Consider the following 21,696-nt stretch of genomic DNA (forward strand, 5'->3'; position numbering starts at 1 on the left):
ATATGCGGAGCTCCGGCACGGTCATCGGCCGTACATCGTTGCGGCCATGGCCACCCCAACGACAGCGGCGGTACCGAGCGCCGTGCCGATCGCGTTGTACGCAGCGAGACCGTAGCGACGCCGTTCGAGCAGGCGAACGGTCTCCACGCTTGCGGTACTGAAAGTGGTGTATCCGCCGCAGAATCCGACGCCGACGATGGCCTGCACCTGTTCCGGTGCCGAGTGGAACGCCGCCAACCCCGCTACAACGCCGAGTACGGCCGACCCGGTGATGTTGATCAGCACTGTGGCGTAGGGAAACTCGGTTTTCAGTCGTGACCGAATGACGCCGTCGAGGACGAATCTGCTGACTGCACCGGCACTTCCGGCAAGAACGACCCACAGTGCGATCATCGCGTGGCCTCCGTGTGGGTACCGAACCGTTGCGCGACGACGATGCCTGCACCGGCCGCCAACGTACCGATGACCAGACTGATGCTCAGGTACAACGCGGCAGCCACCGCGCGATGATCTCGCAGCAGCTCCACAGTCTCGAGAGCGAACGAGCTGTAGGTGGTGTACGAGCCGAGTACCCCGGTACCGATACACAATCGGATTCGGCGTCGCCAGCCACTGTCCGGTCCGGACAAGGCGAGCCGTTCGAGCAACATCCCGAGGATGAATGCTCCGGTGATGTTGATGACTAGCGTGGTGAAGGGGAACGAACCGGATACGAACGGGAAGGCCGACTCCGCGCCGTAGCGAATGCCGGTGCCCATCAGACCGCCGAGAGCAACTGCGGCAATTGCCGCCGGCTGTACGTGCAGAGGACGCGCCGTTTCGACGCCGTCCGGGTCCACAGGCATAGCCCGATCGGCCGCGGTATCGCCGTGCTTGTCGTCGAAATCGTTCATCAACCTGCTCCCTATCTGCGGACATGCGAGTGCCGAGACAGGGACTGTTGTCGGCGCGAAGACCGAGGTTCGGTTACGGCGAGCCCCACCGCCGCTGCACACCGAGGTGCGTTCCCATCATGGCACACCGCGGTGCGGCACTGCCGAAGGCACCGGGCCGTCGTAGCGGGCGATCGGCCGGATGATCTTGCTGTCGTGAGACTGTTCGACGATATTGGCGCACCACCCCACCATTCGACTGCATGCGAACGTAGGGGTGAACATGGAACGCGGAATTCCGCACAGCTCCATGACCACGCCGGCGTAGTACTCCACATTCGCGTACAGCTTGCGGTCCGGCTTCAGATCGGCCAGCGCAGCCGTGATGACCTTCTCGACCTGCACTGCCTTGTCGATCAGGTCGCCGCCCAACTCCTGAGCCGTATCGCGAAGCATCACCGATCGGGGGTCGTCGGTTCGATACACCGGATGGCCGAAGCCCATGATGCGCTCGCCTGCAGCAATTTTCGCTCGTGCCCAGGCGTCCGCGGAATCGATGTCGGCAATCTCGTCCAGCCCGTCGAGGGCGCGATCCGGGGCACCTCCGTGCAATGGGCCAGCGAATGCACCGATCGCGGCGCACACTGCGGACGCGATGTCCGACCCCGTCGACGCCACGACTCGCGCGGTGAAGGTCGACGCGTTGAACCCGTGATCGATCGTGGCGGTGAGGTATCGGTCGATCGCTCGGGCGTGGCCGTTCTCGGGCACCTGCCCGGTGATCATGAACAACCAGTTCTGCGCCGTCGTCAGATCTTCGCGTGGCTCGATGGGATTCTGGCCGGTCCGAATCCTGTGTACCGCAGCCAGAATGGTCGGTGTCATCGCGCACAGCCGCAGCGCCGTCGTTCGCTTGTCCGATTCCGACGACTCGTACAGCGGCACAGCACCTGCCATTCCCGACAATACCGTCCGCAGTGCGAAGAGTGGTTGCTCGGGACCCGACAGTGCCACCGTCTTCACGGCTGCGGCGACGTCCGTCGGCAGCACGCGCAGTGGTGCCACCGTACGCAGGAACTCGGCGCGTTCGGGGTCGCTCGGCAGCCGGCCCTCGACCATGAGGAACCATGCATCCTCGAACGTCATGTGTAGCGCGATGTCGATCGCCGAGTACTGGCGGTAGTGATAGAAACCCTCGTCGCCTCGTACATCTCCGATCGATGTGGTGGTGACGACGACGTTGTGGAGCCCGCGTGGGGCGTCGAGAACGGTCATGGCTGCACTCCTTTGCGCTGGTCAACCCCTACGATCCGCGCTAATGTTGATTCTTGTCAATGTTGATCGAGTCAATACGAAAGGCGGCCATGACGCACGCCGACGGTCGGAACATGCTCACCACCGCGCAGGCCGCCGCACGGTTGGGCGTCAAGCCGGAAACGGTGTACGCCTACGTCAGCCGAGGTCTGTTGACCAGCACTCGGCTTCCCGGAGTGCGGGGGAGCGTGTTCGACGTAGACGAGGTCGAAGCCCTCGCAGGACGTGACACGGCTCGGCGCACCGACATCGGTGCCGTGGAACGAATTCGGACTCGGATCACCCTGATCGATGACGGGCATCTGTACTACCGGGGGCGTGACGCGGTCGAACTCAGCTCACGCACTTTCGAGTCGGTCGCACATTTCGTGTGGACGGGTGAGTTACTGGACGCAACGCGATTCGTCGCAGATCCCGTTGTGGTGCAACGATGCCGAGACGCGCTGGGTCTGATGGCACCGAATTGCCGGTCCATCGATCGGATCCGTATCGCCGTCGATATCGCCTCCACCTACCGACCGATGCGATTCGACACCGGATCCACATCCGTTGTCCGCGAGGCAGGGCAGCTGCTGCTGACGGTCGCAGCAGCCCTCGGTGGTGGTTCCTCTGAGCTTGTGATCGCCGAATCGGTCTGGGACGCAATCAAGTCCGACACATCCGATCCGAATGGTCGGGTGGTGCTGCAGGCCGCGCTCGTTCTGATGGCCGACCACGGTCTGGCTGCGTCGACGCTCGGAGTGCGGGTTGCGGCGAGCACCCGGGCCAATCTGTACTCGATAGTCTCGGCGGGACTCGGCTGTATCGACGGCCCCCTGCACGGCTCGGCCGCCGATCCCGTGCACCGGTTCCTGACGACGGCAATCGATGATCCGATAGGCGCTCTCGCAACACAATTGAGGTCCGGGGAGCGGGTGCCCGGCTTCGGGCACGTCATCTACACCGACCGAGACCCTCGCGCCGAGGAAATACTGCGATTGCTTCGGGACCCCGCTCACGGTGCGGACCCCGTGGTGGTCACTGCTGCGGACACGATAATCGAGGAGGTGAGTAGCAGATTCGAAGCCTTTCCGAACTCGGATTTCGCTCTCGCCACGTTCACGCTCGCCTACGGACTCAGGGCGGACACGCCGGAGATGCTGTTCGCACTGGCCCGGATCGTGGGGTGGACGGCACACGCCCTCGAAGAATACGACGAAGAGCCCCTGCGCTTTCGAGTTCCCGGCATCTACACGGGGACTCGGCCGGGAACCTACTGAGGCGTCGGGCAATCCAGTAACGCGAACGCAGCATGCAGTTGGCGACGCGCTGCGGTTACCTCGGCTGTGTTGTCGGCCAGGTGATGCAGGAGGGCGCGCTGAAAGATGCCGTCGAGAAGGATGTAGGCGGAGGCCTGGTCGAGTGCAGGCGTAGTGCCGCGAAGTTCGCAGTATCGAGCCACCACACGCCAGATCATGTCCTCACGACGTTCCTCGATCTCGAGCACGTCGTTGCGGAACGAACCGTCGAACAAGGCTTGATTGCGCAGGTCGTACCAGAGTCGATGAATGCCGGCGTCCGCAGCCAGGGTTGCGAAATACTTCGCCTCGAAGTCCGCGTACAAGCCGGTGGCGTCGGCCGCGTTGGCCACCACCTCGTCGTAACGAGTGACGCAGATGGCCTCGTACTGGCGAACCGCGTGCGTGATGAGGTCGAGTTTGTCGGTGAAGTAGTAGTGCAGAACGCCGTGCGAATACTCGGAATTCTGCGCGATCTCCCGCAGTGACGTGCGGGCATAGCCCAATTCGGCCAGCGTGTGCAGTGTCGCCTCGGCCAGTTCGGTCCGCTTGGACTCGAACTTGTTGCGGGCTCGCTCTTCGATACGCGCGCGCGGATCAGCGGTCTGGGTCATGGTCCGGGTCCTTTCCGCGCGTGGTCGTCAACCCAGTGTATGCCCGACGGCCAATCTGGGGATGTCGGCGTCGCGCAAATCCTGGGCAGTTGTCAAGAAAAAGCTTGACGTATGTACAAATTCTATCCTAGTGTGATGCGCAGCACACGTCAGAAGGGCGGATGTTCGCCACGTCCCCTCCGGTGCTCGCAGTCTCAACCCATCTCGGTCCGCCGTGCGGACGGGCCGATCACGAGAGGACCTTCCATGCCAACCGACAAGCGTGTCGTCGTCTACGGTGCGTCGGGCTACACCGGCCGACTGATCTGTGAATACCTGCGCGAGTACAACATTCCGTTCCTGGCCGCCGGACGCGACGAAGGCCGAGTCAAGGGCATCATCGACGTGGTTCCCGGCATCGAGACCGTCGAACACGACGTCGTCGAGGTGGAACACACCGCAGAGGCCCTCGCCGAAGCATTCCGGGGCGCGGAGATCGTCCTCAACACGGTCGGACCGTTCTCGCGATACGGCCACGAAGTTGCGCAGGCGTGCATCGAGATCGGCGCGCACTACACCGACACCACGGGTGAGCAGGACTGGATGATCGACGCGGAGGCCAAGTACGGCACCGAGTTCGCATCCCGAAACCTGGTACTCACACCAGGTTTGGCACAGATGTACAGCATCGGCGAGATCGCTGCAAACATCTGCCTCGAGACGCCGGGGCTGGACACACTCGACATCGAGGTCTTCTGGAAAGGGCACCCGACGGTCGCGTCGACGAACACGATCCTCACCAACGCCGCGTTCTCCAAGGCCTACTACCTGGAGCAGAACGAATACGTCGAATGGCCGGACGACGGCGTGATGCAAGTTGTGGTACCCGGCCAGCACGACCTGGGCCTGGCGCTTCCGTGGGGCGGGACATCCCATCCGGTGTGGTTCAAGAACGATCCGCGCGTAGCGAACGCCCGGGCGCTCGGCGGCGTCATGAACAAGCCTCTCATGCTGGCGGTGCCCCAAATCATCTCCGCCGCAATGGCTCAGATGGAGGGCAAGTCCGATGCGGAGAAGTACCAGATCATCGACACGGTGGCAGGCTCGGTACGAAGCGAGACACCTCCCCGAGAAAACCCGCGCATCAACACCTCGCTCGATTCGGTCTACGCGTCGGGACCGCTCGGTCGCGTGCACACCGTGATTCACGGCAACTGCAACTACAAGCAGACTGCACTGCTCAACGCCTACGCAGCGGCGCATCTGCTGCAGGGGCCGCCGAAGAAGGTCGGATTCGCCTCGAGCTGCCAGGCATTCGGACATCGAGAACTGCTCGGCGTGCTTCGCGCGTTCGGGCTGGTGCTCGAACCCATCGTCACTGCACACAGCTGAGGACAGGGCCGATGCGGCTGTCCGATTACCTCGACAAGGGTGTGTCACTGGGCCGAGACGCACCCTGTCTCACCATCGGTGACACCACCCGAAACTACGGCCAGGTGTACGACGACACGGTGGCCATCGCCGCAGCGTTGCAGCACAACGGGATCGAGGCAGGTGACCGGGTCGCTGTGCTCTCCGCCAACGACCCGCTCGCGCTGACCTGCGTATTCGCGATCTCGCGGGCAGGGGCGGTGTGGTGCCCGATCAATCCACGCAACGAAGCCGACGAGAATCGGCAGCTGTTCGAGCTGTTCGGCTGCCGATTCCTGTTCTTCCAGAAAGCGTTCGCCGATCTCGTCGGTCGCATTCGCGACCAGCTTCCTCGGTTGGAATGGCTCGTCTGTCTGGACGGCGACGTGCCGGGAGCGCTCTCGTACGACAGCTGGCTCGTTGAACACGGTTCCGATTCTGTTGCCGAGAGACGACCGGCGGACGGATTGTGCATGATCGCCGGCACGGGCGGTACGACCGGAAAACCCAAGGGGGTGAGGCTGACCGAGGAGAACATGATGACCTCCACGGCAACAGCACTCATGAGTTATCCCTTCGGGGATCGGCCTCGGTACCTGGCTCTTGCACCGCTGACCCACTCGGCGGGTGTGCTGACGTTTCCCATTCTCAGTCTCGGCGGACACGTTGTGGTCATGGGCGCTCCCGACGTCGGAAAGTTCCTGTCCCTCATCGAGAAACACGGGATCACCCACGCGTTTCTGCCGCCGACGGTGATCTACGGCGTGCTCGATCATCCGGATCTCGACGTCACGGATCTGTCCTCGCTGCGCTGCCTCTGGTACGGGGCCGCGCCGATGTCACCGACTCGACTGGAAGAGGCCCTCACCCGCATCGGTCCGGTTCTCGGACAGCTCTTCGGCCAGACCGAAGCGCCGAACATGATCGCGACGCTCGCTCCGGCCGATCATTTCCGCAGCGACGGCACGGTCGCCACCGAGCGACTGAGTTCGGCAGGCAAGCCGACTCCCCTGACCACGGTGGCGATCATGAACGACGACGGTGGACTGGTCGAGCGCGGTGAGCGCGGTGAGATCGTCGTTCGCGGTCCACTCGTGATGCAGGGCTATCACGAGAATCCCGACGCCACCGCCGAAGTGGGTGCCCACGGGTGGCACCACACCGGCGACATCGGGTACCTCGACGACGACTACCTGTATGTCGTGGACCGCGCCAAGGACATGATCATCACGGGCGGGTTCAACGTCTACTCGGCCGAGGTGGAACAGGCCCTGCTCTCGCATCCGTCGGTGAAGGAATGCGCCGTCGTCGGACTGCCCGACGACAAGTGGGGCGAACGCGTCACCGCAGCAGTCATGTTGCGACCCGGCCGGGACGCGTCGGACGAGGATCTGATCTCACACGTGAAGGCGAAAATCGGAAGCATCAAGGCACCCAAACAGATTCAGATCTGGACCGACCTTCCCCGCTCGAAAGTGGGAAAGATCCTCAAGACCGAAATACGCAGCACCATGTCTCACTCATCATCGAAGGGAAGCACACCATGACCGAGTTCGAGGGCAAGCGAGTTTTCGTGACCGGATCCGGAGCCGGCATCGGAAAAGCCATCTCCCAGATGTTCATCGAGCGTGGTGCTCGTGTCGTCGTCAGCGACATCGACGAAGGCGCAGCAGCCAAGGCGGCCGAGGAGATCGGTGCCGCCGGTATCGCGAACTGCGACGTGTCCGACGAGAGTCAGGTGCAGAGTGCGGTGGCGCAGGCCGTGGAGATTCTCGGCGGACTCGACATCGTCATCAACAACGCGGGAATCGAAGTGTCGTCGCCGCTGCTCCAGCAGTCGACGGAGAGCTTCGACAAGATCTACTCCGTCAACGTCAAGGGCACGTTCCTGGTGATGAAGGCCGCGATCGGTGCACTGGTCGAGTCGAAGGGAAACATCGTCAACATCGCCTCGCTCGCCGGAGTGGGCGGCACCGCGCTGCTCGGGTCCTACTGTGCGACAAAGGCTGCAGTCATCCAGCTCACCCGCGTCGCGGCCATCGAGATGCGCGCATCGGGAGTGCGAGTGAATGCGGTGTGCCCCGGATTTGCCGATACCGCAATGGTCGACCGGTTGGTCCCGGACTTCGAAGCCGCGACCCAGATCCCGTTCGGTGACCTCGTCAAAGCCAAACAGGGACGGCTGGGCACACCGGAGGACATCGCGGAAGTGACGTTGTTCCTCGCCTCCGACCGGGCGTCGTGGATCACCGGGAGCCACTACATCCTGGACGGAGGCTTGTCGGCGTCGCTCGTCTAGGTTCGAGGGTTCCCCGTCGTCATCCCAGGGCGACGGGGAGCAAACCTCGAGGCGTCTCGGACGCAATGTCCGCCAGTGCACTGTCCAGCTTCGGATACCGAAACTCGAAACCGCTGCCCGTCAACACTTGTGGATCCACCCAACGACTCTTCAAGACCAATTCGGCCTCGGTGCGGATCACCCGTGCACCGAATTGAAGCAGCCATGCCGGTGTCGGTAGACCGTGACTGCGGCCGAGAGCGATCCTGACCTGCCGCATCAGCTCCTCGTTGGTCACCGGGAACGGAGTGGCGACGTTGACCGGGCCGGAGATGCCAGTGTTGTCGTAGAGGTGATCGAGGACGCGCGCCACGTCGGCGACATGTACCCAGCTGAACATCTGGCCGCCGTCACCCATTGTGCCGCCGAGCCCCACCCTGGCCAGGTCGATGATCGGATTGATCGCCCCGCCGCCTGCACCCAGCACGATCGACATCCGAAGCGCCACTTTGCGAATGGCCACTTCGGCATCGAACAGCTCCCGCTCCCACGCGCGGGCGACTTCGACGGAGAATCCCGACCCGATGTCGCCGGATCGTTCGTCCATCGGCCTGTCGCGCGAATCGCGATAGATGGTGCCGGTGCTCGCATTGACCCACAGATCTGGTGCGTTGGGCACGTTCGCTAGGGCGCGGCCGAGTCGAGCCGTCGTCTGGATGCGCGAGGACATGATCGCGTCCGCGTTCGCCTTGTTGTAGCGACAGCTCACCGAGCGGCCGGCGAGATTGACGACCAGATCGGAACCGTCGAGCACATCGACGAGGCTGCGATGGTCGGACCACGTTGCGTCGCTGGATGTTCCGCGGCCCACGGTCCTGATGCGAATGCCATGATCTTCGTAGTATCGACGCAAGTAGCCGCCGATGTAGCCGGAGGCACCGCACAGGACGACGGTCGATGGTGAATCACTCATTGTTCGAGCCCTTCTGGGGACGTCATTCGTTTCAACAAGCCGGCCACGTCGGTGACCAACCCCCGCGCCACCGGGAGTCGAGCGAGGCGTACGGCTTTGGCAACCACTGGTACGAGCCCGTCGACCAATGTGCGGGTGCGTGCCTGGTTGTCCGAGGAATCGGTGACCCAGTGAAGGGTGACACCCATGTAGATCATCCAGAGCAGCTGTGGAAGCACGTCTTTCAGAGACGTCGGAACCTTCTGCTTCGACGTTTCCAAGGTGGTTCGCATGAGGTCGATGGCCATGGACCTGGCGTCGGACGATTCCTGCGAGAACGGACTGGAACTGGACCTCGTGGGCAACGCCAGCTGCAGGAAGGAGCCACCGAAGGCGTGATAAGGCTCCATCACGTCGAGCCCGGAATGCAGCACGGCAGCGAGGTTTTCGGACAGTGATCCGCCCTCGACGATGATGCCGAGGGCGCGCTCGCGATGATCGCGCTGGATCACCATGTACAGCTCGTTGACCAGCTCGTCCTTGCCGGCGAAGTAGTAGTAGGCATTACCCAGTGAGACGCCTGCTTCGTCGGCGATGCGACGCATGGTGGTCGCTTGAAACCCTTCGTCGCGAAAGAGGCGTAGAGCTACCTCCACCACCTTGTCGCGAGTCTCGGACGTGCGAGCCATCGATGCACCTCATTTCTGAACGTGTTCAAAATTGACCGTAGTCCTAACTTTGAACATGTTCAAGACCCACGTGTAAGACCAGGTTCGCGTGCACCCACGACTTCGAAACAGGTCTGATTTTCGCCGGAACGCCGCGGCCCGTCGTCGTAGGGTCGCTGCTATGAACCGAGAACCCGTGGTGGCAAGCCGGCATGTGAGCCAAGTGATAGGGCGTACACGCGACGAGGTGTACGAGTTTGCGGTGAATCCCGCGAATTTACCCACATGGGCGACAGGACTGGCGAATACGCCAGTGACCATCGACGGCGATCGACTGATCGCCGAATCGCCGATGGGGCAGGTGACAGTACGCTTCGTGCCGCACAACGACCTCGGCGTCCTCGACCATGACGTCACGTTGCCGTCGGGGACCGTGGTGAACAATCCCGTTCGAGTACTGAGTCATCCGAACGGCGCGGAAGTATTGTTCACGGTGCGTCAAATCGAACTCAGCGACGAAGAATTCGAGCGCGATCTCGCAACGGTCGCCGAGGACCTGAAGCGACTCGCGCAGGTGTTGGAAGATCAGTGACCGCGCGCGTCCATCAGCATCGAGATGTACGCGTCCAATCGATCTTCCACGAGTCGCGGCGTCAAGTCGACGCGGCCCGCTTTGCGCCACGGGGCGGACCACAACTGCACCTCTTCTGAGCAGGCCAGTGCGTCGCGCACGCGCCAATACTGGCGCGCTCGTGTGTTTTCGGAGAGTACGCCACCGGACTCTTCGTAGGCAGAGGCAAACCGCGCTCCCCACTGCGGCCCGTGCAGTAGAGCGAGATTGGTCGAGCAGTGCGCCACGTCGAGGTCCGTCGGCCCCCGCGATGCCCCCGCCCAGTCGACGACCCCGGTGATTCGAGGCGTGGCGTCCTGCGATGCGTCGAACAGAACATTGCCGGGTTGGAAGTCTCGATGTAGTACTCGTCCGTCGTATGTCGGCACAGGCCCGCGTAAGACGCGTATCGCGGCGGCCCATACTTCCGCGTCGGCTCGTGCGGGCACCACGACGGTGTCTGCAGTGGTCATCGTCTGGTACTCGCGGGGTCTGGGATCGGCATTCACTGCATGAATGGCGACGAGTTGCCGAGCAAGGAGCGGAACCCGCTCGGCCACGCCCGCCTCGGAGAGAACCGTCGAACCCGGCAGATGGGTCATGAGGAGCGACGGGTACTCACAATGAGCAGCAGTGGCATCGACTGCCAACAGTTCGGGAGCCTGCACGACCGACCCCGAAAGCATTGTCAGAGCCGCGCTTTCTCGCTCCAACGAGTCCTGTGCGTGCTGCAAACTGGCTGGTTCTGTATAGGTGCGCAACACGAGGTTCCGGCTGAATCCAGCGGTGGTCCAGATGGTCAGCTTCCGCATCTCTGCGGTGATACCGCCGGACATTGGCTCGACATCGATGATTCGTTCTCCGGCGTCGAGAGTTCGATTCACCCACGCACGAGCGAGCGGACCTACAGTCGATAATGATTCGGTTCCGCTCACGGTGACACCATCTCACTTCGAGACGGTCGAGTAGTCGCTGCACTGCGTGCATCGGGTGAGCAGATCGTGTGTGCACGAGACGACGTGCTCGAGGAAGCGCTCGGCATGGTCGAGTTGGGCTTGTTGCCGTCGTATTCGCGTCAGATGTTCTTCGATGACCGACGTTCGTTGGGGCTCGCCTCGGTGAAGTATCAGGCGAATGTCGGCCAAGCTGATGCCAACGCCTTGACAGGCTCGCAACACCCGCAGTCGTCGTACATGCTCCTCGCTGTAGTCGCGGTGGCCCGACGGTAGGCGCTCGGGCACAACAACACCGGCGTCGTCCCAATGTCGGAGGACATGGGTCGGAACATTGAGCTCCCGCGCCACCTCTCCAATCTTCACCCACCGATATTCTCACGTTGACTTCAGGTCGACCTGAAGTTTTAAGGTCATCGCCATGACGACCGACAGATTCGACCTACCGGAGCCCGTCTTCGTGTCCGTGGGCGGCGATCAGGTCGCAACCTACGAGCTGACCCCCGAGTCGGACGCACCATCCACTGACGTCGTGTTCTGCCATGGAACTCCCTGGTCGGCGCAGGTCTGGGCGCAGGCCGCCCGCCACCTCGGCGTCGGTCATCGGGTCTACCTGTGGGACATGCCCGGATACGGCCGCTCCGCGCAGGGACCTCAGGTGCAGACCGACCTGGCCACGCAGATGTCGCGGCTCGCGACGTTGCTCGAGCACTGGAAGTTGGAGCGGCCCTTCGTCGTCGCGCATGATATCGGCGGTGCTGTCGCTCTGGGAGCCCACCTGATACACGGATGCGACTACGGCAGTTTGTTCTTGTGGGACGTGGTGACCCTGGATCCGTGGGGGTCCGAATTCTTCAGGCTCGTGGCGGACAACAGTGAGGTCTTCGCTGCGTTGCCGGCGTCCCTGCACACTGCGTTGGTCTCCGAATACATTGCCGGAGCAGCGCATCATCGGCTGGACCCAAACATCGTCGCGATGTTGACCGAACCCTGGATATCCGACGAGGGACAGCCTGCCTTCTACCGACAGATCGCCGAACTGCGGCCCGAGGACACGCGACCGATCGTCGACGCGCTTCCCCGAGTCCGCTGCGACACCTCCATCGGATGGGGCCGACAGGACCCCTGGATTCCCGTCGAACAGGCATATCGATTGCGACAGTTGGTGCCGGGTCGATCGCCTGTGATCACCCTCCCGGGTGTGGGGCATCTGAGTGCGCTCGAAGCTCCAGCACTCGTCCAACAGGCCTTGGACGCGTGGTTGCGTTGACCTGAGTGGGCGAGGCCGTATCGCCGCGCCTGACGGATACTGAACTCGTGGTGCTGAGACGAATGCGAACGTCCCTTATCGGAGGCAGAGGGGCCCAGTGGGTTCGGGAGCTGAACGAGCGACACCCGTGGAGTCACAACGACTACTTTCACAGCTGGATTCTGGCGAATCTGCCGGACCGGCGTATCCGAGCAGTCGACATGGGCTGTGGACGAGGCGGTCTCGTGCGTGCGTTGGCCTCAAACTTCGATCAGGTCACCGGGGTGGACTCCGATTCGGAGATGCGCCGAATCGCAGAGGTCACCTCTGCCGATCTGAACAATGTGTCGATCACTGATCGCCAACTCGACTCCTGGGCAGACGATTCGATCGATCTCGTGACCATGGTCGCCGTCCTGCATCACCTCGACATGGACGACGCATTGCGTCATGTCGAACGAATACTTGCGCCGGGCGGGCGGGCGCTCATCGTCGGGCTCGCACCACCGCGAAGCCTGCGAGATCTGCTGTGGGATTCGGTCTCCATCGTGACCAATCCCCTGATCGGATTTCTGCACCACCCATGGCCGAGCCCGGTGACAGCACCGCCGCCACAGTTCCCGGTCAAGGACCCCGTGGTGAGTTTCGACGAGATCGAGGACATGGTCGACAAGTTGCTACCGGGTGCGATGATGCAACACCGTATAGGTTTTCGACACACGATCGAGTGGACGAAACCGGGTGCACGCAGGTGACTTTCGACCCTGAGCGGCGGATGTGGGACGCACACAGCCCGGGCGTGCTCCAGTTGCCGTCGGGCAGCGTAGTTCGTGGACGCGCCTTGCGTGACCCGATGCCTGACGGACCTTCACCGGATTTCGGGGTCTACCTGCAGGGCAAGGATCCCGGCGGGTTCGACTGGGACAGTCGCTGGGTTCGTTGGCCCGACTTCTGGCTCCCGTCCGACTCGAAAGAACTCGAGGTCGTGCTTCGAGAAGTGCTGCGACGCTGCGCAACCGAGAGAGTCGAGATTGCATGCACCGGCGGTGTCGGACGAACTGGCACCGCATTGGCGTGTCTCGTCGCGCTCGACGGTCTGCCCGGCGACGCGGCCATCGACTACGTTCGGCGACAATACTCGCCTCGGGCCATGGAAACGCCCTGGCAGAAGCGCTTTGCGAAGACGTTCGTGAAGCCGGGCTCTCTGCTCTGAGCAGAATTGCCGACCCGTCGTGGAATCGAGGCCTAGGCTCCGATCATGGGCGAGGTGATACGAATCGATGAGCGTCGAGCAGCACGCGCAGTGGAACCGTTGTGGCGCGAAGTAGTCGGTCGAAGGCTACGCGAGCGCAGACACGCTCGCGGTGACACTCTGGCCGATACCGCTGCCCGGGCAGGCATTGCGCCGCAGTACTTGTCGGAGCTGGAACGCGGCCGCAAGGATCCGTCGAGCGAGATTCTTGCGGCCGTCGTCGGTGCATTGGGCACGTCCATGGCGGAGATCTCAGGCCTGGCGCATCACGACCTGTCCCGCGGCGACGCGACCTTGATGGCTGCCTGACGACCCTCGAGTACCTGGTCGACGACGCCGTAGTCACGCGCAGCCGGTGCCGTCAACACCAGATCACGGTCGGTGTCGTGGCGGAGTTTCTCGACGTCGCGTCCCGTGTGCTTCGCGAGAATTGCTTCCATCTCGGCTCGTACTCGAACCACCTCGTCGGCAGCCAGAATCAGATCGGGGATGGTCCCTCGGCCCTGCGCCGCAGGCTGATGCAGCACCACCCGGCTGTGGGTCAGCGCCGAGCGTCGCCCCGGTGCTCCCGCCGCGAGCAGTACCGCCCCTGCCGCCACCGCTTGGCCCACACATGTTGTGGCAACGGGTGATCCGATGAATTGCATCGTGTCGTAGACGGCGAGCATGGCAGCCGTGTCACCGCCCTCGCAGTTGATGTACATCGAGATTTCCTGGTCGGGGGAGTCGGCTTCCAAGTGGAGCAGCTGTGCGATCATCGCATTCGCCACACCGGCGTCTATTCCGGTACCGAGATAGACGATGCGCTCACTGAGCAGGTGCGAATAGACGTCGACGACGCGTTCGCCGCGCGCATCTCGCGTGATGACATTGGGAATCGTGTACGTGCTCATCGTGCCAACTCCATTCCGAACGACACCCGTCGCGCAGGCATGACCTGATCGAACGAGTCGACGATTGCGTCGACGAACCCGTACTCGCGGGCAGCCTCGGCGGTGAACCAGCGATCGTGCAGAGAGTCGTCGAAGATCTGCTCGCGTGTTTGCCCGGTGTCGTCGGCGATGAGGCCGAGAACCGTATCTCGGGTATGCCGCAGATCGTTGGCCTGCACCTCGACTTCGACGGCCGACCCACCGATGCCGGCGGACCCCTGGTGCATCAGTATTCGAGAATGCGGCAGGGCATACCGCTTACCGCGCGTGCCTGACGACAGTAAGAACTGACCAGCGCTGCAGGCCAATCCGAGTGCCAGCGTCGACACGTCGCAGGGTACGAGGTGCATCACGTCGCGGATGGCGAGCATCGCGGGAACCGACCCTCCCGGTGAGTGAATCCACAGGGCGATGTCGGCGGAGGGATTCTCGGCCGCCAACGTCAGCAGGTGAGTGGTGAGGACGGTGCCGTTGTCGTCGTCGAGGGCACCGTCGAGCACGAGAACCCGATGGCGGAGAAGTTGATTGCGGAGTTCGGGCGGGAACATTCGAGGTGATTCGCTCATGATTCGAGTCTGCGTCCGAATCCGGTTGCACTCCAGTGCTTCTGCTGTGGGCAGCGACTCTGCTCACAGCTTCGTTGTACGTGGAGGGACAATGGTGAGATGACTGCACTCGAGTTCTCCGAATCCATTGTCGTCGCTGCGCCGGTCGACGACGTGTACGCCGTCGTCTCCGACATCACCCGAACAGGAGAATGGAGCCCGATCTGCCAGGAGTGCTGGTGGAACGAGGCCGACGGCGGTGGCGTCGGATCGACCTTCACCGGCCGGAACGTGGTGCCGGGCCGCACGTGGGAGACCGTGTCGACAGTGGCGGCAGCCGAACCCGGCTGCGAGTTCGCGTGGGTGGTGGGCGACAACTTCGTCCGTTGGGGCTACACCCTCGAGCCCGTGGACGGTGGCACACGCCTGACCGAGAACTGGAACTTCCTGCCGGGCGGTATCGCGCACTTTCACCGCAAGTTCGGCGACGACGCGCAGAAGGAAATCGACACTCGTAGCCAGGCGGCACTCGACGGTATCCCTCGGACCCTGGCGGCAATCAAGCGAATCGTGGAAGCCGGGGCCTGACTGGCCATCGACGGATAGCCTGTCCGCATGGCAGCAACGGTTCTGCGGGTGTCGACGGTCCTCGAATCACGGGCCCCGCGGCAGCGATCGTGCTCAGTGACGAGCAGGTCGCGTCCCTCGGTTCCACCAAGACTCCGCCGGTTCGGTTCACGATCGGTGGGCAAACTGTGCGCGGTCGCATCGGCCGGATGGGTGGCGAGAATCTGCTCGGGCTCAACAAGAGCGTTCGCGCCACACTCGGCGTCGAGGCCGGTGACACCGTCGACGTGATCATCGAGTTGGACGACCAGCCGCAGGTGATCGAGGTACCGCCTGCGTTGGCGACAGCTCTGGACGCGGATCCCGCCGTCCGAGCAGCGTTCGATGCGCTGGCACCGTCGACACGAAAAGAACACGCCCGCTCCGTCGCCGACGCGAAACGCGACGACACCCGCGAGCGGCGCATCACGGCAATCGTCCAATCCCTTCGGCCCTGAGGCCACGTCCTGCCCGCCGGGAGAGCGCCACAGGCGGCGGTGCCAGCCCATCGTGACACCATCAGGGCTTGACGTGACACCACTGTGGTGTCACTCTTGATGCATGGAACTTGGGCAGTACGTCAACGACCTCCAACGTCGGTTGGTCGAGTCGGCAGCAACCGGAGACGAGAACACTCGTGCCGCTGCTGAACGACTCGTCGACGGCATGGATGCGGCAACGCGTCTGGTGATGCTCGACGTGCTGTCGGACGCGGTAGGAGACATCAACCGCGACCTTGCCCCTGGTTCCGTGGACATCAGGCTCCGTGGACGTGAGATCGAATTCGTCGTGGCGGCAGCTGTCTCGGAACCGGAAGACGACGAACAAACCCCTCCCAGCATCGAACTGGACGACACGAGCACATCCCGCACCACTCTTCGACTGCCGGACGCGCTCAAATCGCGGGTGGACGAGGCCGCGGCGTCGGACGGTATGTCGGTGAACACCTGGTTGGTGCGAGCCGTCGCCACCGCTCTTCAACCCAAACAACGCCGTGCCGCGCAACGAACGGTTCGTACCGGGGACAACTTCGCCGGCTGGGCGCGCTGATCGTCGGCTCCAACAAAGCTTTTCAATAACTCTGCGCCGAGCAGAGTGTCACAACCATGCCCGTAGGAGGCATCGCCATGCCCGAATTCGCTACTCCGACGCCGATCGACCTGGCCATCGATCTGCAGGTCGGGAGCATTGACGTCGTTGCTACAGAACGTGCCGACACCGTCGTGACCGTCACTCCCACCAACCCGTCCAAAGCCGTCGATCGTAAGGGGGCCGAGAACACCAAGGTCGACTTCGACGGCGAGCGCCTCACCGTCATCGGCCCCAAGGCGCGTATCAGCTTCTTCGGACCGACAGAGTCCGTCGAGGTGAAAGTCGAACTACCGCAGGGATCTCGACTCACTGCGGAGGTTGCAGCCGGCGGCCTCCGCACCGTGGGCGATCTCGGTGCCGTACGGATCAAGAGCGCGATGGGACCGGTGGAAGTGGATTCGGCAGAGGACCTGTGGGTGCGCGCCGGGCACGGTAACGCGACCGTGAGTACGGCACTGGGCAACATCGATATCACCGCCGACCACGGCCAGATTCGACTCGGAACGGTCGTCGGTGATGCAGTGCTCAAGGCGTCGCACGGCTCGATTATGGTGCGGGAGTCGGGCACCGAACTCGACGCCAAGCTCTCCTACGGCGATCTCGATGTCGAGAAGTCGCTCGGCGGAGTGAGCGCGAAGACCGCGTACGGCAGCATCACTCTCCACGAAGTAACCAGTGGCGCAATCCAAGTCGAGAGCGGATACGGGCAGGTCACCGTCGGTGTCCGGCGCGGTGTGCCCGCGTGGCTCGATCTGTCGTCCAAGGACGGTCACGTCCGCAACGAACTCACGCCCGAAGGCGCACCCGACGAGACGGAAGAGAGCGTGACGATTCGCGCTCGAACGCGATACGGCGACATTGCCGTCCGGCACAGCTGAGAAGGACAGGCACCCATGAATACATCTGCGATTCACGTCCGCGGACTGCGAAAGTCTTTTGGCGACAAACGTGTACTCGACGGTGTCGATCTCACCGTCGACGCCGGTACCGTCACCGCTCTGCTCGGGTCCAACGGGGCAGGCAAGACCACGACCGTCCATATCCTGTCCACTCTCGTTGCGCCGGATGGTGGTTCGGCAACAGTCTCAGGCTGCGACGTTGTCGGCAATCCCGACGGCGTTCGTGCAGCAATCGGTCTGACCGGTCAGTTCTCGGCGGTCGACAACCTCTTGACCGGCGAGGAAAATCTGATGCTGATGGCCAGACTCCGGCATCTGGGACCGAAGCGATCCAAGCCGCGCGTCGCAGACCTGCTCGAGCAGTTCGATCTGGTCGAGGCCGGTAGAAAGCCGTTGTCCACGTATTCGGGTGGCATGCGGCGACGGCTCGATCTAGCCATGACCCTCGTCGCCCCACCGCGCGTCATCTTCCTCGACGAGCCGACCACCGGCCTCGACCCACGCAGCCGACGCTCCATGTGGGATATCGTGCGATCCCTCGTTGCCGACGGCACCACCGTGCTGCTCACCACCCAATATCTTGATGAGGCAGATGAACTCGCTGACCGGATCGCAGTTCTGGACGGCGGCCGGATCGTTGCCGACGGTACCCCGGACGAGCTGAAGCGTCGCATACCTGGCGGCCACATCCGATTGCGCTTCGCCGATGTCCTGACGCTCGACGACGCAACCCGCGCATTCGGCGATGCGGTCGTCGACGCCGACGGTCTGGCGCTGTCGGTACCGACCGACGGAAGCGTCCGCACTCTGCAGGCCGTGTTGAGTCGGCTGGATGCGGCGGGCGTCGCGGCCGACGACCTGAGTATCCATACCCCCGACCTCGATGACGTGTTCATGGCATTGACCGGCCGGGCCGACAGCAAGGTCGAATCATGACAACTGCAACGACATACGTGATGAGTGACTCGATCACCATGCTGCGCCGCAGTCTTCTGCACATTCGGCGATATCCGGGCTTGACGATGTTCGTCATCGGCGCGCCAGTGGTGTTCCTGATGTTGTTCGTCTTCGTATTCGGAGGAACCCTGGGCGCAGGTTTGCCCGGTGTGGACCCAGACGCCGGACGGTCTGCATATCTGCCGTACGTGATGCCGGGCATCCTCGCCATGACGATTGCCGGTACCGCCGGTGGAACGGCGACCACCGTCGCAATGGACATGACCGAAGGCATCACCGCGCGCTTCCGGACGATGGCGATCTCGCGTGCAGCGGTTGTGGCAGGCCACGTTCTCGGCAACACGGTGCAGGCCGTTCTCGGAGTGGTGGTTGTGCTCGCAGTGGGTCTTGCCGTCGGCTTTCGACCGAGTGCCAATCCTCTGCAATGGGTCTCGATTCTGGGAATGGTGCTGCTCATAGCCTTCGCGATCAGTTGGCTCGCGGTGGCGATGGGTATGGCGTCGAAGTCGGTGGAAACCGCGAGCAACCTACCGATGCTGTTGCTGCTGTTACCGTTTCTGGGAAGTGGGTTCGTTCCGACCGACACGATGCCATCAGGACTGCGATGGTTCGCCGACTACCAACCGTTCACGTCGTTCGTCGAAACCCTGCGCGGACTGTTGGCGGGGGAGCCGATGGGCACGAATCTGCCACTCGCACTGGCTTGGTGCGCGCTCATCACAGTGGCGGGGTACGTCTGGGCGATGGCGATCTACGAGAAGAAGTCGGTGCGCTGAGACCTACTGCACCCTGAGGCCAGTGGTCGTAGCCTCCGCTACCCGGGACGATGGTAGTAGCCGGTCAATTCCGCAGCGGTTGTCCAACCTAGTCTGGTGTAGAGCGCTCGTCCGTCCGACGTAGCACCGAGAACTGCACGCGTTCTGCCGGCTCGAAGTGCACCCTGCTCGAGGTGATTCATCACGACCGAGCCCAGGCCACGGCGGCGATGTGAATCTTCGGTCACAATCTGATCCGGCACCACGAACACCTGACCCAAGCCGATCTGCCCGCGCGCAGCCAACTCTCCGGCAGTGGTACGAATCTCCGTCGTCAGCAACGTATCCGACGCCTGAACGGTTCGCACGTCATAGCCGTCGGGTGCCGCTACCGCGGCGGCCACAGTGATCTCTCGCAGCATGAACCACGCAGGATCGGTCCTGACCCATCCTGTCGAAAACAGTGATTCCCACGATGGTCCCCCCACATATTTGATGCAGGCATACGGCGGTGGTGAGCTCTCGACAATCGATTCGACCTGCTCGGCGGTCGGTGTGTGCAAGACGTATCGACGAGACTCTCGCGTCATACCGGTGTCGATCGCCCAGCCGCCCTCGATCTCGACCGGTGCCGATGTGACTCGCGAGTGGGCCCAACCGTGGACCCAGCCCTCGACGTAGTCCAGCTGCCTCATCACACCACCGCAGCAGGCGTGCTCGACGCGACGGCCGCCGCCGGGCCGATCCCCGAGGACAGGCCAGCGAGAATGCCCACAGCCGAGGTGATGTCGGGAAGTGACCGCGTGAAAGGAATGCGTTGACGATCGTCGAAGGCGTAGCCCGTTCCGAAGCGCAGTCCGGGTGCCAGCAACAGGCCGTGAGCATGAGCTTCCGCGACCAGCGCACTGGATCGAATGCCGTCGGGTAGGGAACACCACAACGCCAGGCCTCCGTTCGGCACTCGAAAGTGCCAGTCCGGTAGTTGATCACGCATCAACGCGACGGTGTGATCACGAGCAACTCTCGACGCCTCCGCGCGCACCCGACGCACCTCGTCGTATCTACCGAGCAACTCCGTAGCAGCCAGCTGATCGATGACGGACACCGAAAGTTGTCGTCGCGCATAGGTTGCGGCGATTCTCGTCAGCAGACCTGCCTCGGCTCGAACCCAGCCGACTCGCAGCCCTCCCCACACCGTCTTGCTCGTCGACCCGATCGTCACCGTCGCAACATCCGGAGTTGCGGCTCCGAACGGTTCGATATCGGGCGACCCGTCGAGAGACAGATCAGCTGCGACCTCGTCGACGATCGTCAGCACCGCGTGGCGGTGCATGGTGGCAGACAGTTGTCGGCGCGTTCGGAGGGGCAGCCGCGCGCCGGACGGATTGGAGAAGTCGGGCATGAAATACGCCAGCGTCGGAGCGCTCTGTCGAGTGGCTCGATCTGCCGATGTCACGAATTCGTCGGTGTCGTCCGGGTCGATGGGAACCGGGATGCAGCGCCCGCCCAGTGAATGAACGAGTTCGACGACACCCGGGTACGTCGGGTGCTCCACCAGCACCCTGGCACCGGGCTCGGTGAACGTGGCCAACACCGCGTGGATGGCGTCGGTGGCACCGGAGGTGACGAGAACGTTGTCGGCCGTGGTCGGTACTCCACGCCCTCGGTAGTACGCGGCAATGGCTTCGCGGAGCTCGAACAAACCGGACGGAGCGTAGCCACCCAGGGAGAAACGATCTCGAATCTTCTCTGCCGCAACGCCGTACGCATCGGACAACAGAGGCGAGGCCGAGGGGGACGCGTTGACGAACTCCAAATTGGCAGTCTCCCGGTCGCCGGCCAGCGATCCCCAGGACGGTAGCGAACCCGTCGGGGAAACATAGGTACCCGAGCCTCGCTGGGCGCTGATCCAGCCGCTCTCCCGAAGATGACGATAGGCCGACGCAACCGTCACCCGACTGACGTCCAAACTGATCGACAGCGCCCGCTCGGCAGGCAGCCGCGTCTGAGCCGACACCTCACCGCTCTCGATGAGCCGACGCAGCTCGTCGGCGATCTCGAGGTAGAGGGGGCCACCGGATCGGTTGCGCAACGTCGACGGGCCGATCCGTGCGGCCAATTCCGGGGCCGAGATCGCGGTCGCATCGTACGAGTCCATGCATGCCACTCTTGCACACTGGACTGCACATTTTCGGCCGAAAGCAGTCCATTGTTGGTTCATGATCGCAATTGGAGCTGTATTGATCCTGTCCATGGTGGGCGCAGGGTGGACTGTGGTCGCACTGCGCGAGGGTGGAAGAAGCGCGCCCGCCGGGCCGCCGCGTAGTCGAATCGACGTCGACTGAGTCGGCTGCGCCTCGACAAACGCGCGCGCATTCGTCAGACGCGTGCGGTCTTGCCACCAATCCGGGCCTGTTTCGCGCGCACCTGGCGAACGCGCGCGCGTTTGCGAAATCCGGGGGGGGGAGCGGGATCAGGGTTC

General features: G+C 63.1%; 29 protein-coding genes. 17 read left to right on the forward strand and 12 right to left on the reverse strand.

Annotated elements, in window-relative coordinates; translation table 11 throughout:
* Positions 1 to 21 precede the first annotated feature (21 nt).
* Both crcB and CH249_RS11915 read right to left on the reverse strand, forming a co-directional pair.
* The gene (crcB, locus tag CH249_RS11910) at positions 22 to 393 is read right to left on the reverse strand and encodes a fluoride efflux transporter CrcB (RefSeq protein WP_094683491.1); all 372 of its coding nucleotides are present in this window, start codon (positions 391 to 393) and stop codon (positions 22 to 24) included.
* Entirely contained in the window at positions 390 to 845 is a 456-nt protein-coding gene (locus tag CH249_RS11915; RefSeq protein ID WP_373453548.1) for a CrcB family protein, read from the reverse strand. The genes crcB and CH249_RS11915 overlap by 4 nt, the downstream gene beginning before the upstream one ends.
* Between CH249_RS11915 and CH249_RS28740 the strand changes: the two genes are divergently transcribed.
* Positions 745 to 1,059 (forward strand): hypothetical protein, encoded by a 315-nt coding sequence (locus CH249_RS28740; protein ID WP_369597424.1) that lies wholly within the window; start codon positions 745 to 747, stop codon positions 1,057 to 1,059. The two genes, CH249_RS11915 and CH249_RS28740, sit on opposite strands and share 101 nt — an antisense overlap.
* Here the strand turns inward: CH249_RS28740 and CH249_RS11920 are convergent.
* Entirely contained in the window at positions 1,011 to 2,147 is a 1,137-nt protein-coding gene (locus CH249_RS11920; protein ID WP_094683493.1) for a citrate/2-methylcitrate synthase, read from the reverse strand. The two genes, CH249_RS28740 and CH249_RS11920, sit on opposite strands and share 49 nt — an antisense overlap.
* A gap of 89 nt (positions 2,148 to 2,236) precedes the next feature.
* Here CH249_RS11920 and CH249_RS11925 point away from each other — a divergent pair, with 89 nt between their 5' ends.
* Entirely contained in the window at positions 2,237 to 3,445 is a 1,209-nt protein-coding gene (locus CH249_RS11925) for a citrate synthase (RefSeq protein WP_256988281.1), read from the forward strand.
* Here CH249_RS11925 and CH249_RS11930 read toward each other — a convergent pair.
* Complete coding sequence (locus CH249_RS11930) at positions 3,439 to 4,077, reverse strand: TetR/AcrR family transcriptional regulator (protein WP_094630196.1); 639 nt, start codon at positions 4,075 to 4,077, stop codon at positions 3,439 to 3,441. The two genes, CH249_RS11925 and CH249_RS11930, sit on opposite strands and share 7 nt — an antisense overlap.
* A 246-nt stretch (positions 4,078 to 4,323) precedes the next feature.
* Here CH249_RS11930 and CH249_RS11935 point away from each other — a divergent pair, with 246 nt between their 5' ends.
* Genes CH249_RS11935 through CH249_RS11945 form a run of 3 tightly spaced genes read left to right on the forward strand, consistent with a single transcriptional unit; the run spans position 4,324 to position 7,765 of the window.
* The gene (locus CH249_RS11935; protein WP_094683495.1) at positions 4,324 to 5,448 is read left to right on the forward strand and encodes a DUF5938 domain-containing protein; all 1,125 of its coding nucleotides are present in this window, start codon (positions 4,324 to 4,326) and stop codon (positions 5,446 to 5,448) included.
* A gap of 11 nt (positions 5,449 to 5,459) precedes the next feature.
* The gene (locus CH249_RS11940; RefSeq protein ID WP_094683496.1) at positions 5,460 to 7,013 is read left to right on the forward strand and encodes a long-chain fatty acid--CoA ligase; all 1,554 of its coding nucleotides are present in this window, start codon (positions 5,460 to 5,462) and stop codon (positions 7,011 to 7,013) included.
* A complete protein-coding gene (locus CH249_RS11945; protein WP_094630199.1) occupies positions 7,010 to 7,765 on the forward strand; it encodes an SDR family NAD(P)-dependent oxidoreductase in 756 nt (251 codons plus the stop codon). The genes CH249_RS11940 and CH249_RS11945 overlap by 4 nt, the downstream gene beginning before the upstream one ends.
* Positions 7,766 to 7,784: 19 nt before the next feature.
* Here the strand turns inward: CH249_RS11945 and CH249_RS11950 are convergent, their stop codons facing one another.
* Both CH249_RS11950 and CH249_RS11955 read right to left on the reverse strand, forming a co-directional pair.
* A complete protein-coding gene (locus CH249_RS11950) occupies positions 7,785 to 8,717 on the reverse strand; it encodes a TIGR01777 family oxidoreductase (protein ID WP_094683497.1) in 933 nt (310 codons plus the stop codon).
* A complete protein-coding gene (locus tag CH249_RS11955) occupies positions 8,714 to 9,385 on the reverse strand; it encodes a TetR/AcrR family transcriptional regulator (protein ID WP_094683498.1) in 672 nt (223 codons plus the stop codon). Before CH249_RS11955 ends, CH249_RS11950 begins: the two co-directional genes overlap by 4 nt.
* Positions 9,386 to 9,545: 160 nt before the next feature.
* On the opposite strand from CH249_RS11955, the gene CH249_RS11960 reads away from it, so the two are divergent.
* Entirely contained in the window at positions 9,546 to 9,956 is a 411-nt protein-coding gene (locus tag CH249_RS11960) for an SRPBCC family protein (protein ID WP_256988283.1), read from the forward strand.
* Here CH249_RS11960 and CH249_RS11965 read toward each other — a convergent pair.
* Together CH249_RS11965 and CH249_RS11970 are read right to left on the reverse strand one after the other, a co-directional pair.
* Positions 9,950 to 10,858, reverse strand: coding sequence for a phosphotransferase family protein (locus CH249_RS11965; protein WP_218828434.1), 909 nt, complete (start codon positions 10,856 to 10,858; stop codon positions 9,950 to 9,952). The two genes, CH249_RS11960 and CH249_RS11965, sit on opposite strands and share 7 nt — an antisense overlap.
* 63 nt (positions 10,859 to 10,921) lie before the next feature.
* Positions 10,922 to 11,293, reverse strand: a complete 372-nt coding sequence (locus tag CH249_RS11970; RefSeq protein ID WP_094683500.1) for a MerR family transcriptional regulator — start codon at positions 11,291 to 11,293, stop codon at positions 10,922 to 10,924.
* Between the two features lie 55 nt (positions 11,294 to 11,348).
* On the opposite strand from CH249_RS11970, the gene CH249_RS11975 reads away from it, so the two are divergent.
* The 4 genes from CH249_RS11975 to CH249_RS11990 all read left to right on the forward strand — a co-directional run bounded on the left by CH249_RS11975 (position 11,349) and on the right by CH249_RS11990 (position 13,737).
* Positions 11,349 to 12,197, forward strand: a complete 849-nt coding sequence (locus tag CH249_RS11975) for an alpha/beta fold hydrolase (protein WP_094683501.1) — start codon at positions 11,349 to 11,351, stop codon at positions 12,195 to 12,197.
* A 62-nt stretch (positions 12,198 to 12,259) separates the two neighbouring features.
* Positions 12,260 to 12,931 (forward strand): class I SAM-dependent methyltransferase, encoded by a 672-nt coding sequence (locus tag CH249_RS11980; RefSeq protein ID WP_094683502.1) that lies wholly within the window; start codon positions 12,260 to 12,262, stop codon positions 12,929 to 12,931.
* A gap of 20 nt (positions 12,932 to 12,951) precedes the next feature.
* Positions 12,952 to 13,389: a protein-tyrosine phosphatase family protein gene (locus CH249_RS11985; RefSeq protein WP_032396144.1), complete on the forward strand. Its 438-nt coding sequence runs from the start codon at positions 12,952 to 12,954 to the stop codon at positions 13,387 to 13,389.
* Positions 13,390 to 13,434: 45 nt separating this feature from the next.
* Positions 13,435 to 13,737: a helix-turn-helix transcriptional regulator gene (locus CH249_RS11990; RefSeq protein WP_032396143.1), complete on the forward strand. Its 303-nt coding sequence runs from the start codon at positions 13,435 to 13,437 to the stop codon at positions 13,735 to 13,737.
* Here CH249_RS11990 and CH249_RS11995 read toward each other — a convergent pair.
* Positions 13,695 to 14,321, reverse strand: coding sequence for a ClpP family protease (locus CH249_RS11995; RefSeq protein ID WP_094683503.1), 627 nt, complete (start codon positions 14,319 to 14,321; stop codon positions 13,695 to 13,697). The genes CH249_RS11990 and CH249_RS11995 overlap by 43 nt on opposite strands.
* A complete protein-coding gene (locus CH249_RS12000; protein WP_032396141.1) occupies positions 14,318 to 14,926 on the reverse strand; it encodes a ClpP family protease in 609 nt (202 codons plus the stop codon). The genes CH249_RS11995 and CH249_RS12000 overlap by 4 nt, the downstream gene beginning before the upstream one ends.
* A 99-nt stretch (positions 14,927 to 15,025) precedes the next feature.
* Between CH249_RS12000 and CH249_RS12005 the strand changes: the two genes are divergently transcribed.
* The 6 genes from CH249_RS12005 to CH249_RS12030 all read left to right on the forward strand — a co-directional run bounded on the left by CH249_RS12005 (position 15,026) and on the right by CH249_RS12030 (position 19,235).
* Entirely contained in the window at positions 15,026 to 15,493 is a 468-nt protein-coding gene (locus tag CH249_RS12005; RefSeq protein WP_094683504.1) for an SRPBCC family protein, read from the forward strand.
* A gap of 89 nt (positions 15,494 to 15,582) precedes the next feature.
* Complete coding sequence (locus CH249_RS12010) at positions 15,583 to 15,969, forward strand: YdeI/OmpD-associated family protein (RefSeq protein ID WP_256988284.1); 387 nt, start codon at positions 15,583 to 15,585, stop codon at positions 15,967 to 15,969.
* 103 nt (positions 15,970 to 16,072) lie between these two features.
* Entirely contained in the window at positions 16,073 to 16,561 is a 489-nt protein-coding gene (locus CH249_RS12015; protein WP_094683506.1) for a histidine kinase, read from the forward strand.
* A gap of 77 nt (positions 16,562 to 16,638) precedes the next feature.
* Positions 16,639 to 17,481 carry a DUF4097 family beta strand repeat-containing protein gene (locus tag CH249_RS12020; RefSeq protein WP_094683542.1) on the forward strand — a complete coding sequence of 281 codons (843 nt, stop codon included), beginning with the start codon at positions 16,639 to 16,641 and terminating at the stop codon, positions 17,479 to 17,481.
* 15 nt (positions 17,482 to 17,496) lie between these two features.
* Entirely contained in the window at positions 17,497 to 18,438 is a 942-nt protein-coding gene (locus CH249_RS12025; protein WP_094683507.1) for an ATP-binding cassette domain-containing protein, read from the forward strand.
* Positions 18,435 to 19,235 carry an ABC transporter permease gene (locus CH249_RS12030; protein WP_094683508.1) on the forward strand — a complete coding sequence of 267 codons (801 nt, stop codon included), beginning with the start codon at positions 18,435 to 18,437 and terminating at the stop codon, positions 19,233 to 19,235. Before CH249_RS12025 ends, CH249_RS12030 begins: the two co-directional genes overlap by 4 nt.
* A gap of 38 nt (positions 19,236 to 19,273) precedes the next feature.
* Here CH249_RS12030 and CH249_RS12035 read toward each other — a convergent pair whose 3' ends face one another.
* Positions 19,274 to 19,909, reverse strand: a complete 636-nt coding sequence (locus CH249_RS12035) for an N-acetyltransferase (RefSeq protein WP_094683509.1) — start codon at positions 19,907 to 19,909, stop codon at positions 19,274 to 19,276.
* Positions 19,909 to 21,372, reverse strand: a complete 1,464-nt coding sequence (locus CH249_RS12040) for a PLP-dependent aminotransferase family protein (protein WP_094683510.1) — start codon at positions 21,370 to 21,372, stop codon at positions 19,909 to 19,911. The genes CH249_RS12035 and CH249_RS12040 overlap by 1 nt, the downstream gene beginning before the upstream one ends.
* 61 nt (positions 21,373 to 21,433) lie before the next feature.
* Here CH249_RS12040 and CH249_RS28385 point away from each other — a divergent pair, with 61 nt between their 5' ends.
* Positions 21,434 to 21,559, forward strand: coding sequence for a hypothetical protein (locus CH249_RS28385; RefSeq protein WP_256988285.1), 126 nt, complete (start codon positions 21,434 to 21,436; stop codon positions 21,557 to 21,559).
* Positions 21,560 to 21,696: the final 137 nt, after the last annotated feature.

Source organism: Rhodococcus sp. 05-2255-3B1, assembly GCF_002258545.1.
Classification (GTDB): domain Bacteria; phylum Actinomycetota; class Actinomycetes; order Mycobacteriales; family Mycobacteriaceae; genus Rhodococcoides.